Below are 14,859 nucleotides of genomic sequence, written 5' to 3' on the forward strand. Positions count from 1 at the left end.
TCCTCATCGGACGGGGATCGCCGCGCCGAGCGCGCGCAGCGCCTCCCCGGCGTCGGGCGTGGTGGGCAGTGCGGCACAACGGGTGCGGAGGTCGGCCATGGTGTCCGGTGAGCCGAGCAGCGCACCGAGGACGCGGTCCCGGTCCCGCGAGGTGAACGGGTGGTGTGCGGCGTCGCCGACCGGGTTCGGGCGCTCCGCGACCAGCGGCCCGGCCGCCGTGGTCACGGTGACCCGGGCCGGGCGCTCGGTGGGTAGCCGCGCGTCCAGGTCCGCGGCCGCGCGCACCGTGATCCGGCGTGCCAGGTCCGCGGTGGCCGGGTCGCCCAGTGCGTGCGGGGAGGTGTCGGCCGGGGCCATCCGACCCCGGCGCAACGCGGTTGCGACGGCGAAGGGCAGCGAGAACATCGCGGCCAGTGGGGTCGGCCAGGACGTACGGTCGAGCTGCGCGCCGAGCGAGTGCACCTCGACCAGCACCTGCTCGATCTCACCGTCCACGCGATCGCGCAGGTCCAGGGCGGCGTCGACGGCAGCGTGGGTGAACGAGCAGGACGAGTGCTGCTTGAAGTAGCCGCCGAGGACCTCCCAGCCGTCCCCGCCGTCCAGGAGGTCCGGGTCCAGGGTGCCCAGCAGGTCGCCGAGCGCGTCGGCGGCCACGCCGGTCGGGTGCCCGGTCCCGGACGCGGCCAGCCGGGCCGCGGCGAGACCGGACTGGTTGGCCGCGCCCATCCAGAGGTCGCGGACCGGGTTGCCGTCCAGCGCGGCGACGAAGGGCCCGGCGACCGGCAGACCGCCGCCGGCGTCGATCGCGGTCGCGGTGTCCGTCGCGGACAGGCCCAGGACGCGGGCGCAGCCGGCCGCCGCCCCGGCGACGCCCCAGTTGCCGTGCGGGTGGGTGCCCGGCCGCAGCCGGGTGGCCCGGCCGAAGCGGGCGGCGACCTCGTAGGCGGCGAGCAACGCGCAGCACAGCTCCTCGCCCGGGACCCGGTGGCGCGCGGCCAGCGCGAGGACCGCCGGGAACCCGTGCGCGGCCGGGTGGCCGCCGGCGAGCCGGTGCCCGTCGTCGAGCTCGAGCCGGACCGAGGCGGTGGCGTTGAGCCAGGCGGCGGCGTCGACGGCGACCTCGCGGCCGGTCCCGAACAGCGGGGCGGGCCCGGCCGGGGCGTCCCAGGCCTCGACGAGCGCGCGCTGGGCGGGCTCGCGCGCGCCGAGCGCGGTGACCGCGACGGCGTCGACGAGCACGGCAGACACCCGCTCGCGGACCTCCGACGGCACGTCGGCCCAGCGCAGCCCGGCCACCCGTGCGCCCAGCCGGCCGGTCGCGGCCCGCACGGCCGACCGGGCGGCGGTCCGCTCCGGACCGCGACCGGTCACGCCGGGTTGCCCGCGGTCTCCGCGGCGGCGACCGCCGCGGTCACGGGCTCCCGCGGGACCAGCAGCATCAGCAGGGCCCCGGTGACGGCCAGGCAGGCCATCACGACGAACCCGCTGGTGAAGCTGCCTGTGCTGGAGACGATGAAGCCCATCACCGAGGGGGCCACGATGCCGGACGAGGCGAACGCGGCGTCGGCGAACCCGGCCGCGCTGCCCGGCTGGTCCGGAGCGGCGTCGATGGCCGCGACCCACCAGATCCCGCCGGTGATGAAGCCGAACCCGACCCCCAGCGAGATCGAGACCAGCGCGACGGTGAGCGTCGGCGAGATCGCCAGCGGCACGAGCGAGCAGCCCGCGAGCAGCAGGGCCACGCCCATCACCGAGAACCGGCTGCGGATGCGCGGACTGCGGCGGTAGACCCGGTCGACGATGACGCCGCCGGCCAGCGCGCCGACGACGCCGCACGCCCACGGAGCGATCGAGAACGAGCCGGCCTGCTTGATGCTGAGCCCGTAGGCGTCGGACAGGAACGAGGGCAGCCAGTACATGAAGCCCCAGAACATGAAGCCCCACGCGAAGTAGCCGCCGGAGACGACCCAGAGGTTGCGGTTGGTCAGCAGCGGGCGCCACCGCACGCGGGCCCGGCCCGGCCCGGCCTCGGCCTCCTGGCCGGCGGTGATCAGCTCCCGCTCGGCGGCGTCGACCCGCGACGACTCCTCGGGCAGGTCGCGCAGGAACGCCAGCGCGAACACCGCCCAGACCACACCCAAGATCGCGAGGGTCCAGAACATGCCGCGCCAGCCGACGAGGTCGGTGAGCCAGGTGAGCAGCGGCCCGGAGATCAGCAGGCTGCCGGAGACCGCGACCCCGCCGCACAGCGCCAGCGCCACTCCGCGCTCGCGGATCGGCAGCCAGCGGCTCACCGTGCGGGTCGCGGCCGGGAACGCCGGTGCCTCGCCGATGCCCAGCAGCAGCCGGATTATCAGCAGCCCGGCGAAGGACCCGGCGACCGGGATCAGCGCCGTGGTCACGGAGAACAGTGCGACGGCAACCAGCAGTACCCGCTGGGTGCCGAACCGGTCCACCAGCGGCCCGGACAGGAATGCCGCGACCATGTACCCGAGCGAGAAGACCGAGCTGATGATCCCGTACTGCGCGGTGGTGATCCCGAATTCCTGCTCGAGCGGTTCGACCGCGTAGGAGACCGCGCTCCGGTCGATGTAGTTGATGACGATGAGGCCGACGACCAGCCCCAACGTCACGAAGCGGAACCGTGTACCCATGATTGCGTCCTTCGCATCCGATTCGCGTCCCTGCGAATCCCGTGTTCCGCTCCGCGGAACAATTCAGACTCCGTCGTCCGGTAATTCTCGATGGATGCCACGCTGTGAGTCAATGAGCCGGGAGTTAATTCCGATGACAGCGTGGAAGCGAATGCTCAATTGTTTCTCTGAGCGGAACGAATGGTGGCTTCCTGCAACCCGCTCATCACGTCGGCGACCGGGCGGTCGTCGCGCAGGTCCCACAGCGTCGCGACGATCGTGGTCGCGTCGTCGGAGGGCACGGCGCGCTCGGCGTTGCCGGTGAACTTGGCGGCGAGCTCGTCGGCCGACAGCGGCCGCTGGGGCCCGCCGCGGTTGGTCCGCACCCGCTCGGTCACGGTGCTCCCGTCGGCCAGCTCGGCGGTCAGCACCGCCGGGAACTGGCGCGGGAACCCGGCCGTCGCCTCGTCGTCGGCCACGACCCGCACCCGCCCAGCCAGGTCCAGCCGTGCCGGGTCCGCCGCGGCGGCGTCGGTGAAGTCCTCGTGGAACACGCCCAGTCCGCCGCCGCCGACCAGCGCCGCGGCCACGGTGTAGGGCCCGGAGAACGCCGCGTGGTAGCCGGAGCGGGGGCGGGCCTTCTCCTCGGCCGGCTCGGCGATCGTCCGCAGCACCGGCGCGGGCACGCCCAGGGTCAGCTCCCGCACGTCGGTGGCACGCACGCCGCGCGCCCGCAACGCCAGCGCCGCGTCCACCCCGGCGTGGGTGAAGTGGTTGCAGGGGTAGGGCTTGAAGAACACCCCGGGGGTCTCCCACCGCTCGCCGAGCCCTTCGGTGACCCGCTCCGGGTGCACCCGCTCGCCGCAGAACGCGCGGAGGAACCCGAACCGGCCCTCGACCACGGTCGGCGGCCCGGTCAGGCCGTGCCGGGCCAGGTCGGCGGCGACCACGCCGGCGTGCGCGGCCCAGCCGCAGTGCACCCGCTTGATCGTGCCGCCGGTGCGGTTGGCCTCGATCACCCCGGCGCCCATGCTGGCGGCGATGCCGACCACCGAGGTGAGCCGGTCGGCGTCCAGGCCGGAGAGCATCCCCGAGGCGACCGCCGCGCCGATCGCGCCGCAGATCGCCGTCGCGTGCTGGCCGTGCTCGAAGAACACCGAGTTACCCAGGTCCTCGTCGTAGCCCGCCATGCCCAGCCGGCAGGTCACCTCGATGCCCATCGCGGCCGCGGCCAGCAACGCGCGCCCGCTCGCCCCGACCCGCTCGGCGGTGGCCAGCGCGGCCGGGACGACCGCGGCCGACGGGTGCAGCACGGAGGGCAGGTGGGTGTCGTCGAAGTCGAGGCTGTGCGCCAGGGTGCCGTTGACCAGGGCCGCGGACGGGGCCGGGAGCCGCTGGGCCTGCCCGATCGCGGTCGCGGCGGGCGCGCCGCCCCACTCGGCGGTCACCGCTCCGGCGATCCGGGCAGGCTCCTCGCGGGTGGCGGCCAGCGAGTTGCCGACGACGTCGACGATCCGCCGGACGAGGTCGTCGGCGAGCACGTCGTCGACGCCGTCCGCGGCCAGCCGGGCGCCGACCTCGCCGATCCGCTGCGCGGGGGTGGTGGTGCTCATGCCGGCACCACCGCCAGCGGGCGGACCGGGGCGCCGGTGCCGCCGACGATGCGCAGCGGGGCGAACACGGCGAGGAACTCGCCGAGCCCGGCCGCCGCCGCGTCCTCGAGGGCCAGGTGCTCGACGATGTGGATGCCCTGCTCGACCAGCAGTACCCGGTGTACGGGGAGCACCCGGTGCCCCACGCCGGCCGGGATCTGTTCGTAGGCGGTGGTGTCCGATCCGGTCGCCACGATCCCGCGCTCGGCCAGCCAGTGCGCACCCTCGACGGTCATGCCGGGCACGCCGGTCTCCTTCCCGACGTAGGCGGGGGCGTCGGCGAAGAGCCGTCCCCAGCCGGTCCGCACCACGGCCACGTCCCCGGGGCCGGGCTCGGCCCCGGCACGCTCTGCGGCGCGCTGCAGGTCCTCGACGGTCACGCCGTAGCCGCCGTCGAGCACGTCGACCCCGTGCACCGCGGCGACGTCGAGGAACACACCGCGGGTGACCATCGGCGGGATCGTCTCCGCGCCGTGCGCGGTGTGCTTGCCGCCGCGCTGGGCCTCGGCGGCGTCGACCCCGCCGTGCAGCAGGCCGTCGTGGCTGACGTGGGCGAGCGCGTCGATGTGGGTGCCGGTGTGCCCACCGGTCACGATCACCTCGTTCGACGCCGAGCCGCCGTCCGGGCGGACGACGTCGCCGTGCCGGCGCTCCAGGGTCATCCGGAAGCCCGGGTGGTTCGGCGAGCCCGCCATCCCGGTGTAGAGCGGGTGGCCGAGCTCGATCACCCGGGTCCCGGCGCGGACGGCGTCGAGCAGGCCGGGGCCCGCGGTGGTGGAGGTGCTCACGAGGTCTCCTTCCCGGCCGTGGCGCCGGCCGGTTCGTGGTGGTCGGTCAGGGAGTCGGCGAGGTCGAGGACCCAGCGCGCCCCGGCGACGACGGCGGGGTCGACGAAGCGCCCGCGGTCGTCCACCCAGGCGGCGGTGCCCGCGGTGCCGACCGAGTCGAGCAGGGCGCGGGCCCGCTCGACCTCGGCGCGGTCGGGGGTGAAGGCGCGGTGCACCGGCTCGATCTGGTCCGGGTGGATCACCGAGCGGCCGAAGAATCCGGCGTCGCGCAGGGCGGCGCTGTCGGCGGTGAGCCCGGCGCGGTCGGCGAGGTCGGTCCAGACGCTGGCGACCGGGCTGGGGAGCCCGGCGGCCCGGTTCGCGGTGACGATCCGGGCGCGGGCCCAGCCGAGCTCGCGACGGTCGCGGATCCGCAGGTCGGCGGCGAGGTCGGTCTCGCCGGTGGAGACGCCGGCGACCAGCCGGTGGCACTCCGCCAGGGCGAACGCCCGGCGCAGCCCCCGGGCGCTCTCGACCAGCAGGTGGAGGGGGGCGCCGGTCCGCTCGGCGAGTGCGGCCACGGCCGCGGGGTCCTCGGCCTTCGGGACCCGCAGCCCGGCCACGGTGCCGCCGGCCAGTGCGGCCGTGTCGGCCTCGGCCCAAGGGGTCCCGGCCGCGTTCACCCGGACCCACACCTCGCCGGGACGGGCGGCGCAGGTCGCCACGGCAGTCTCGCGGGCCCGGTCCTTGTCCGCGGGCGGCACGGCGTCCTCCAGGTCCACGACGACGGCGTCGGCCTGGCCGTCGAGCGCCTTGCGCACCAGGTCGGCGCGGTGCCCGGGGACGTAGAGCCAGCTGCGGGCGCGGCCGAGGCCGGTCACACGACCCCCTGCGCCCGCAGCTGCTCCAGCTCGTCGGCGCCGACCCCGAGCCCGCCCAGGACCTCGGCGGTGTGCGCACCCAGGCGCGGGCCGGTGGTCCGGACCGCACCGGGGGTCTCAGAGAGCCGGAACGGGACGTTCTGGAACCGGACCGGGCCCAGCTCGTCGTCGTCGATCGTGACGATGCTGCCGAGCGCGGTGAAGTGCGGGTCGGCCAGCACGTCGGCGGCGGTGTAGATCGGGGCGACCGCGGCCTCGGCCTTCTCGAACGCCTCGACGACGGTGTCCCGGTCGCGGGCGGCGATCCAGGTCCCGACGGCGGCGTCGAGCTCCTCGACGTGCTCGGCGCGGCCCGCGCCGCTGGCGAACCACGGCTCGTCGATCAGCTCCGGGGTGCCGACGAGGCGCATCACCCGCTCGGCGATGGATTGAGCGCTGGTGGACACCGCGACCCACCGGCCGTCGGAGCAGCGATAGGTGTTGCGCGGCGCGTTGTTGGTCGAACGGTTGCCGGTGCGCGGCTGCAGCACGCCGAGCTGGTCGTAGGCGATCAGGCCCGGCCCGAGCAGGTGCAGCAGCGGCTCGATGATCGCGGTGTCGAGCACCTGGCCGCGGCCGGTGGACTCGCGGGCCCGCAGCGCAGTCATGATGCCGAACGCCGTGGTGATCGCGGCGACGCCGTCGGCCAGCCCGAACGGCGGAAGCGTGGGCGGTCCGTCCGGCTCGCCGGTCATCGCAGCGAACCCGCTCATCGCCTCGGCCAGCGTGCCGAACCCGGGCCGGGACGCGTACGGGCCGATCTGGCCGAACCCAGTCACCCGGGCCAGCACCAACCGCGGGTTGCGGGCCCGGAGCTCGTCGGGGCCCACCCCCCAGCGCTCCAGGGTGCCCGGGCGGAAGTTCTCGATGACGACGTCGGCGTCCGCGGCGAGATCGAGGAAGAGCGCGCGCCCGCGCGGGGTGGACAGCACCAGGGTGATCGCCCGCTTGTTGCGGGCCAGCATCTTCCACCAGAGCCCGACGCCGTCCTTCTGCGCGCCGTGGGTCCGCGCCGGGTCGCCGCGCGGGTGCTCGATCTTGATGACGTCGGCGCCGTGGTCGCCCAGCAGGGTGGCGGCCAGGGGACCGGCGAAAAGCGTGGAGGCGTCGAGGACCTTCAGGCCCTCCAGCGCCGCCGGGTGGTCGAACGTCATGACGTCCTTTCGGTGGAGGTGGGCACGGTGCGCGGGGGCGCGGTGCCGCCCAGCCGAGCGGTGATCCGGTCGGCCGTCTCGATCAGTCGGGGAGCGGTGACGGCGACGAAGTCGTCGGTGACCCGGAACCGGGGACCGCACACCGACACGGCGCCGACCAGGCCGCCGGGGCCGAACACCGGCACCGCGACCGAGCCGGCGTCGCCCTGCCGCTCACCGGCCGACGCGGCGTACCCGCGCTCGCGGATCCGGACCAGCTCGGCGCGCAACGCGGCGGGGTCGGTGGGGGTGGAGGGGGTGAGCGCGACCAGCTCGCCGTCGAGCAGCCGGTCGACCTCGTCCGGGGCGCAGTGCGCCAGCATGCACTTGCCCGACGACCCGGCGTGCAGCGGGAACCGGCGCCCGAGCTCCACCGACATGGTGATCTCGTGGGTGCCGACGACCTGGTCGAGGTACACCCGACCGCCGTGCACCTTCGCGCTGATCGTGACGGTCTCGTGCAGCCGGTCGCGCAGCTCGGCCAGGAACGGCAGCGCCGCGGTGCGCAGGTCGGAGTCGCGCAGCGCGCGACTGCCCAGCGCGGCGGCCGCCGGGCCGAGCCGGTACTCCCGGCTGGCCGGGTCGTAGGCGATCAGGCCGCGTGCGGTGAGCGACTGCAGGATCCGGTGCACCACCGCCTTGGACAGCCCGAGGTCGCGGGAGACCCGGCTGACGCCGAGCGTGGGCGGGCCGTCGGTGAACAGCAGCAGCACGTCGGCCACCCGTTCCGTCGCCCCGGTGCCCCCGGTCGTCTCCGTCACGACGCCTCCCTCTGTCCCGTACCGCTTACCGGAACGAGAATGTGGTGTGTCGAGCTTGTGTGTCAAGAAGTCGCATCACCTGACTTGCATCAGTGCAGCAAGACTGCTGTTATCGAGCAGTCGACGGTTCAACCGTGATGTTCCGCCTAACGGAACAACTGACAAATCGAGGTGGGAGGGACGATGACGCCCGACGTGGACCTGGTCGTGGCCGGCGCCGGTGGAGGACTGGCCGCCGCGGTGCGGGCCGCCGAGCTCGGTCTCGACGTGCTGGTGGTCGACCCCGACCCGCACTTCCGGCGCGGCAACAACACCTCGATGTCCACCGCGATGGTTCCCGGGCCCGGGTCCCGCTTCCAGGCCGCCGCCGGCATCGACGACTCCCCGGAACGCTTCCTCGACGACATCGTCCGCAAGACCGGCGGGACCGCCGACCTCCGGATCGCGACGGCGCTGGCCGAGGTCGGCGCCGAGCTCGTCGAGTGGCTGGCCGACCACGTCGGGGTCCCGATCGAGCTGCCGACCGACTTCGCCTACCCCGGCCACTCGGTCCCGCGGGTGCACAGCCTGCCCGGCCGGCACGGGTCGACCCTCCTGCGGCACCTGACCGACGCCGTCGAACGCAGCGACCGGATCGACCTGCTCGTGCCGGCCCGGCTGGTCGCGGTCCGGCCGGAGGTCGGGCGCGGGGTGCGCGCGGTCGTCGAGGACCCGGACGGCACGTGCGAGGAGATCGTGGCCCGGGCCGTGCTCCTGGCCACCAACGGCTACGGCGCCGACGCCGGACTGGTCCGGACCCACCTGCCCGAGATCGCCGGGGCGACCTACCACGGCGGCGAGCACTCCCGCGGCGACGCGCTGCGGATCGGTGCCGAGCTCGGTGCCGCGACCGGCTACCTCGACGCCTACCAGGGCCACGCCGCACTCTCGGCCGCGGCGCAGACGCTGGTGACCTGGACCGCGGTGATGCACGGCGCGGCCGTCGTCGACACCGGGGGCCGTCGCTTCGGCGACGAGACCACCGGCTACTCGGAATACGCCGCCGCGCTCGCCGCGCGCCCCGGCGGCCGCGGCTGGATGGTGTTCGACGAACGCATCGACGGGCTGTGCCGCGCGTTCGGCGACTACCAGGACGTCCTGGCCGCCGGTGCGGTGCGCACCGCGGACTCGGTCGCCGGGCTGGCCGCCGTCATCGGCGTCCCGGCCGACACGCTGGCGGCCGAGGTCGAGGACCTGGCCCGGGTCGTGTCCGGCGAACGGGACGACCCGTTCGGCCGCACGAGCGCGACCCCGCTGGTCCCACCACTGTGCGCGGTGGAGATCGTCCCCGCGTTGTTCCACACCCAGGGCGGCCTGCTCGTCGACGAGCACGCGCGCGTCCTGGACACCGCCGGGGACCCGGTCCCCGGCCTCTACGCCGCCGGGGGCGCCGCCGCCGGCATCTCCGGCCACGGCGCGGCCGGCTACCTGGCCGGCAACGGCCTGCTGCCCGCGCTGGGCCTCGCCTATCTCGCCGCCGGGCACCTCGCCCGGTCGGTCCCCACTGTCCGCTCCACCGCTCCGGAAGGTGCCCGATGACCCAGCCCGACCTGATCATCCGCGACGTCCGCGTCGTCCGTCCCGGCGGCGGCGAGCCGGTCGCCGCCGACATCGCCGTCACCGACGGCGTCGTGTCCGAGGTCGGTCCGGGTCTGACCGTGCCGGAAGGGACCGAGGTGCACGAGGGGCGCGGCCTGCTCGCGTTCCCCGGCGTCGTCGACGCCCACCAGCACTGGGGTATCTACAACCCGCTGTCCGACGACACCGCCACCGAGAGCCGGGCGTGCGCGCAGGGCGGCGTGACCACGTCGCTGACCTACATGCGGACCGGGCAGTACTACCTCAACCGCGGCGGTCCCTACTCCGAGGTCTTCCCGGAGGTGCTCGCCGCCGCCGAGGGCCGGTCCTACGTGGACTACGCCTTCCACCTCGCGCCGATGCAGTCCAGCCACATCGACGAGATCCCGGCGCTGGTCCGGGAGCACGGCGTGACCTCTTTCAAGATCTTCATGTTCTACGGGAGCCACGGGCTGCACGGCCGCTCCACCGACCAGAGCGACTTCCTGATGATCCCCGAGGGGGAGCGCTACGACATCGCGCACTTCGAGTTCGTGATGCGCGGGATCCAGGCCGCCCGCGAGGCGAACCCGGAGATCGCCGACCAGATCTCGCTGTCCCTGCACTGCGAGACCGCCGAGATCATGACCGCCTACACGCGAATGGTCGAGGAGCAGGGCGAGCTGTCCGGGCTGGAGGCCTACAGCGCCTCGCGGCCCCCGCACTCCGAGGGCCTCGCCGTCACGATCGCCTCCTACCTGGCGCACGAGACCGGGCTGCCGACGATCAACCTGCTGCACCTGTCGTCGGCCAAGGCGATGGAGGCGGCCATGCTGATGGCCCGGACCTTCCCGCACGTGGACTTCCGCCGGGAGGTGACCATCGGCCACCTTCTCGCTGACGTCACCACCGCGGACGGGGTCGGCGGCAAGGTCAACCCGCCGCTGCGGCCCCGCGCCGATGTCGAGAAGCTGTGGGAGCACCTGCTCGCCGGAGACGTCAGCTGGGTCGTCTCCGACCACGCCTGCTGCAAGGAGGAGAAGAAGTTCGGCGAGGACCGCGACGACGTGTTCGCCGCGAAGTCCGGCTTCGGGGGCACCGAGTACCTGCTGCCCGGCCTCGTCGGGGAGGGACGCAAGCGCGGACTGTCGATGTCCCGGGTCGCAGAGCTGGTGTCCACCAACCCGGCCCAGCGCCTCGGGCTGCCCACCAAGGGCGACATCGCCCCCGGGTTCGACGCCGACATCGCGCTCGTCGACCCCGACCGCTCGGTCGTGGTGGACCCGGCCGACTCGGAGTCCACCCAGGAGTACACGCCCTTCCGCGGGATGGAGATCGGCGCGACGGTCGAGACGACGTTCCTGCGCGGCCGTCGGATCTTCGACGGCGGCACGGTCTGCGGGGAGCCGAGGGGCCGCTACCTGCACCGCCCCACCGGCCGCTGAGCCGGGCGTCCCGCGGTCGACCGCCGGCCGCACCCGGACCCCCGCATTCTCCGCCGGCACCTCACTGATCAACCGGTGCCGGTGCGATGCATCCTCACGTAGACCAGCACGGTAGCCAGGGTGATGCCGAGCTGCTGCTCGGGGTTCCGGCGAAGCGCATGACGAAGTCCGGTCGCGCAGCGCCCTTGACCGGGAGACCGGCCATGCCGAGCCACCGGGCCGGCAGGCCACGCCGAAGGCGTTCCACCGGGGCTCTCGGCCGCGCGGCCATGAGCGGAACTCTGCGGCCAACAGAAGATCGGCAGAGCTTCTCCGTGCCCGATCAAGACGATCGACGCATCACGAGAACTCGTGTCACCGGACGCACCGTCCCCGCCACGGAAGACCGTCACGTATTCGCGTCGATTCCCACCGGTCGTATCGCGACTCATCAGCCCGGTATGCTGAGGCTTCTTGCCCCGTTCGACCTCGGACGAGGCGGCGTGTCGTCTGGTGCTCTCATGCCCCGCTGATGCTGTTCCCCCCGACACCGCACGGGCGGTCGCCGCGACGGTGCTCGTGAACATCGACCCCACCTTCGACGGGTCAAACATGGCGGGCATCAACACGGTCATTCCCGCGGAGAGGTGGGATCTCGGGGCGCGCAACCGTGCCGTGGTCCTCGGGCAACTGGTGCCCTATTGGCCCTACCCCTTGCGCAACCCGGACCCCATCTCGGCCTTGAAGCCGGGGGTCGACCCGGGTTGGACGTGATGTTGACGGCAGTGCGCGGTCTCGAGTTCGGCGGGTGCGAGGTCTGCGGCGGCGCCGTGTAGCCGGCGGTGGTTGAACCAGTCGACGTATTCGAGAGTGGCGATCTCGACCTGCTCGGCCGTGGGCCACGGGCCTCTCGGTTTGATGAGCTCGGTCTTGAACAGCCCGATTGTCGACTCGGCGAGGGCGTTGTCGTAGGCGTCGCCGACGGATCCGACCGAGGGGGCGACACCTGTGGCCAGGCGTTCTGTGTAGGCGATGGACGTGTATTGCGACCCGGCACCGGAGTGTGCCGTCAGCCCGGACAGATCGTCGTGTCCTTGCCGGGTGCGGGTCCAGACGGCCTGCTCGAGGGCGTCGAGGACCAGCTCGGTGCGCATGGTGGTCGCGGCGCGCCAGCCCAGGATCCGACGCGAGTAGGCGTCGATGACGAACGCGACGTAGACCATGCCCGACCACGTCGGGACGTAGGTGAAGTCGGCGACCCACAGCTGGTCCGGTCCGGCGGGTTGAACCGGCGTCCGACCAGGTCCGCCGCCCGCGCCTCGGGCCCGGCGCTCGTCGTGCGGATCCGCTTGCCGCGCCGAGCGCCGACCAGGCCGTCGGCGCGCATCAGCCGCTCGACGGTGCAGCGGGCGACCTCGATGCCCTCGCGGTTGAGTTGGGCCCAGACCTTGCGGGCGCCGTAGACGCCGTAGTTCTGCGCGTGCACCCGCGCGCTATCTCGGCCCAGAGCGCCTCGTCGCGGCGTTGCGCTCGGGTCAGCGCCGCAGCGGCGTAGTAGGTCGACGGGCGACCGCCGCGCCCAGCTCGCCGAGCTGGGCACAGATCGAAGCGACACCCCACCGCCGGCCCGCCGTGGTGCGGGCGTGTGCTGGTCGATGAACCTCACCAACGCGTGCGTGGCCGGTCGATCTCGGCCGCGAAGAAAGCCGACGCCGCCTTCAGGATCTCGTTGGCCCGCTTGAGCTCCGCGTTCTCCCGCCTGAGCCGGCGCAGCTCCTCGGACTCCTCACTGGTCGTCCCGGGCCGGACGCCGCCGTCGGTCTCGGCCTGGCGGACCCACTTGCGCACCGTCTCCCCGGTGCCCACTCCGACCTTTTCGGCGACGCGTTCATCGCCGCCCACGGCGACTCGTAATCAGCCTGGACCTCGGCGACCATGCGCACCGCCCGCTCACGCAACTCCGGCGGGTAGGCCGGTCGTGCGGGACACACCGACCTCGCGCCGCGCGGCGTACACCGACCGGCCCTCGGTGATCAGCCACAGGAACCACTGACGATTCTCCGACTGCGCACGGTTGCCAGGATGACCCTTGCGGCACGACGGGACGGCAACACAGACACTTATTCTTGATCATTTGTTGCGACCACTGCTGCGAACCACCCCGGACGCCGGGAGATCAGTGTGGGCCCGTCGTCTACAGCAGCGCGTCGGCCAGGCGTTGCTCGACCAGAGAACTCGCCCCTCACTCGCTCCGCCATCGCGAACGAAGCCCGATCACGAATCTTCCGCAAGGTCGACGACCAGTTACTGATGACCGCGTTCGACATACACCTCCTGCCCTGAAGGCCCCACCCACTGCGCCACTTGCCTTTTTTCTCCGGTTGCCTCCAGAAATGTGTGTTGTACAACGTCGTTCATGAGAAGCACCACCAGCCAGGAGACGTCCAGATGTGCGCCGTACGGGAGGTCGAGGCATCCCGGGTCGTTCGTGTCCCCGCATCGAGCAATCCTGACAAGAACACGCCGGCAAGAATACGCTATCGCGCCTCGGTGTTGGTTCGCTCCGGATCGGCGGCGCACCGGGTCTCCTCGAGTCGGTCCTGGTCGTAGGTTTCCGGGAGCAGCAGGGTGCAGGCCGCCGACAACACGATCATCGCGATCATGTACCAACCGACGGCCGAATAGTGGCCGGTCCATTCCAGCAGCCACGCCGCGATGATCGGTGCGACAGCGCTGCTCGCAAGGGTCCCCAGGGTGTAGCCGAAGGAGATTCCCGAGTAGCGAACCCTCGTCTCGAAGCTCTCTGCGAAAAAAGCCGCGAGCGGTCCGAACGAAGCGGCGAAGCCACAGGTGATCGCGAGATACCCGATGAGGGCGAGCACGAAGGATCCCGCGTTGAGCAACCAGAACCACGGAAAGACCAGGACACCCATGGCGATGACGCCGCCGAGGAACACCGGTCGGCGCCCGAATCGGTCGGACATCCGTCCGAAGTAGGGCAGGGCGGCGAGAGCGAGGACCATGGACAGCAGTACCAGGACGAGCATGGCGTTGCGGCTGAACCCGAGCTGCTGTGCCCCGTAGCTGAGACCGAACACCGTCGTGATGTAGAAGGTGACGCCGATGGCGAGGTAGGCACCCGCGGTGAGCACCACCTCCTTCGGGTACTGCCGCACGATGACGGCGATGGGCAGCTTGACAACCCCGCTCTGCTCCTTGCGCTCGGCGAAGTCCGGGCTCTCCGCCAGCCGCAGACGGACGACCAGTCCGAAGATGACGAACAGGCCGCTGATCAAGAACGGTATCCGCCATCCCCATTCGATGAACGCGTCCTCAGCCATTCCACCGAGGAGCAGGAACACGCCGTTGCCCAGGATCAGGCCGGCGGGCACGCCCATCTGGACCCAGCTGCCGATGTAGCCGCGACGTCTCGGCGGCGCGTGCTCGACCGCCATCAGCACGGCGCCGCCGTACTCACCGCCGAGGGAGAGTCCCTGAATGAATCGCAAGGTCACCAGAATGATCGGCGCGGCCACTCCGATCGTGGCGTAGCTCGGCAGCAATCCGATCAGGAACGTCGTGACACCCATGATGCTGAATGTGAGGACGAGCACGGATTTGCGACCGACCCGGTCTCCGAAATGCCCGAACAGAACGCCACCGATCGGGCGAGCCACGAACGCGGCTGAGAACGTAGCAAAGGAGAGGAGCGTCCCGATCAGCGGATCGAACTGCGGGAAGAAAAGTTTGTTGAAGACGAGACCGGCCGCGGTGCCGTAGATGAAGAAGTCGTACCACTCGAACGTGGTCCCGACAGCACTGGCCAGACCCGCCTTGCGGGTCCGGGAGGTCGTTGACATGTCCACTCCTTCGTGAAGATGCGACGGAACGTGCGGGCCGGCCGAGGCCGTCC

General features: G+C 72.5%; 10 protein-coding genes and 1 pseudogene. 2 read left to right on the plus strand and 9 right to left on the minus strand.

Going from position 1 to position 14,859, the window contains the following annotated elements; genetic code table 11:
* Nucleotides 1-3: 3 nt before the first annotated feature.
* The 7 genes from ATL51_RS09030 to ATL51_RS09060 all read right to left on the minus strand — a co-directional run bounded on the left by ATL51_RS09030 (nucleotide 4) and on the right by ATL51_RS09060 (nucleotide 7,926).
* Complete coding sequence (locus ATL51_RS09030) at nucleotides 4-1,371, minus strand: MmgE/PrpD family protein (protein ID WP_301548959.1); 1,368 nt, start codon at nucleotides 1,369-1,371, stop codon at nucleotides 4-6.
* Entirely contained in the window at nucleotides 1,368-2,654 is a 1,287-nt protein-coding gene (locus ATL51_RS09035) for an MFS transporter (protein WP_100878322.1), read from the minus strand. The genes ATL51_RS09030 and ATL51_RS09035 overlap by 4 nt, the downstream gene beginning before the upstream one ends.
* Nucleotides 2,655-2,809: 155 nt before the next feature.
* The gene (locus ATL51_RS09040) at nucleotides 2,810-4,246 is read right to left on the minus strand and encodes an MmgE/PrpD family protein (protein ID WP_100878323.1); all 1,437 of its coding nucleotides are present in this window, start codon (nucleotides 4,244-4,246) and stop codon (nucleotides 2,810-2,812) included.
* Nucleotides 4,243-5,073 (minus strand): cyclase family protein, encoded by an 831-nt coding sequence (locus ATL51_RS09045; protein ID WP_100878324.1) that lies wholly within the window; start codon nucleotides 5,071-5,073, stop codon nucleotides 4,243-4,245. Before ATL51_RS09045 ends, ATL51_RS09040 begins: the two co-directional genes overlap by 4 nt.
* A complete protein-coding gene (locus tag ATL51_RS09050) occupies nucleotides 5,070-5,933 on the minus strand; it encodes an HpcH/HpaI aldolase/citrate lyase family protein (RefSeq protein ID WP_100878325.1) in 864 nt (287 codons plus the stop codon). The genes ATL51_RS09045 and ATL51_RS09050 overlap by 4 nt, the downstream gene beginning before the upstream one ends.
* Entirely contained in the window at nucleotides 5,930-7,126 is a 1,197-nt protein-coding gene (locus tag ATL51_RS09055; RefSeq protein WP_100878326.1) for a CaiB/BaiF CoA transferase family protein, read from the minus strand. Before ATL51_RS09055 ends, ATL51_RS09050 begins: the two co-directional genes overlap by 4 nt.
* A complete protein-coding gene (locus ATL51_RS09060) occupies nucleotides 7,123-7,926 on the minus strand; it encodes an IclR family transcriptional regulator (protein WP_100878327.1) in 804 nt (267 codons plus the stop codon). The genes ATL51_RS09055 and ATL51_RS09060 overlap by 4 nt, the downstream gene beginning before the upstream one ends.
* A 183-nt stretch (nucleotides 7,927-8,109) precedes the next feature.
* On the opposite strand from ATL51_RS09060, the gene ATL51_RS09065 reads away from it, so the two are divergent.
* Both ATL51_RS09065 and ATL51_RS09070 read left to right on the plus strand, forming a co-directional pair.
* Nucleotides 8,110-9,504, plus strand: a complete 1,395-nt coding sequence (locus tag ATL51_RS09065; protein ID WP_208622954.1) for an FAD-dependent oxidoreductase — start codon at nucleotides 8,110-8,112, stop codon at nucleotides 9,502-9,504.
* Nucleotides 9,501-10,967 carry a dihydroorotase gene (locus ATL51_RS09070; protein WP_100878329.1) on the plus strand — a complete coding sequence of 489 codons (1,467 nt, stop codon included), beginning with the start codon at nucleotides 9,501-9,503 and terminating at the stop codon, nucleotides 10,965-10,967. The genes ATL51_RS09065 and ATL51_RS09070 overlap by 4 nt, the downstream gene beginning before the upstream one ends.
* Nucleotides 10,968-11,653: 686 nt before the next feature.
* Here the strand turns inward: ATL51_RS09070 and ATL51_RS09075 are convergent.
* Nucleotides 11,654-12,883 (minus strand): annotated as a pseudogene (locus ATL51_RS09075) (IS3 family transposase).
* A 600-nt stretch (nucleotides 12,884-13,483) separates the two neighbouring features.
* Nucleotides 13,484-14,806, minus strand: a complete 1,323-nt coding sequence (locus ATL51_RS09080) for an MFS transporter (RefSeq protein ID WP_100880590.1) — start codon at nucleotides 14,804-14,806, stop codon at nucleotides 13,484-13,486.
* Nucleotides 14,807-14,859: the final 53 nt, after the last annotated feature.

Origin of the sequence: Pseudonocardia alni, assembly GCF_002813375.1 — a bacterium.
GTDB lineage: Bacteria > Actinomycetota > Actinomycetes > Mycobacteriales > Pseudonocardiaceae > Pseudonocardia > Pseudonocardia alni.

Excerpts from the sequence above, each read along its gene's own strand:
- ATL51_RS09065 (WP_208622954.1), top strand. The coding sequence starts at position 8,110 with ATGACGCCCGACGTGGACCTGGTCGTGGCCGGCGCCGGTGGAGGACTG.
- ATL51_RS09055 (WP_100878326.1), bottom strand. The coding sequence starts at position 7,126 with ATGACGTTCGACCACCCGGCGGCGCTGGAGGGCCTGAAGGTCCTCGAC.
- ATL51_RS09035 (WP_100878322.1), bottom strand. The coding sequence starts at position 2,654 with ATGGGTACACGGTTCCGCTTCGTGACGTTGGGGCTGGTCGTCGGCCTC.
- ATL51_RS09040 (WP_100878323.1), bottom strand. The coding sequence starts at position 4,246 with ATGAGCACCACCACCCCCGCGCAGCGGATCGGCGAGGTCGGCGCCCGG.
- ATL51_RS09070 (WP_100878329.1), top strand. The coding sequence starts at position 9,501 with ATGACCCAGCCCGACCTGATCATCCGCGACGTCCGCGTCGTCCGTCCC.
- ATL51_RS09080 (WP_100880590.1), bottom strand. The coding sequence starts at position 14,806 with ATGTCAACGACCTCCCGGACCCGCAAGGCGGGTCTGGCCAGTGCTGTC.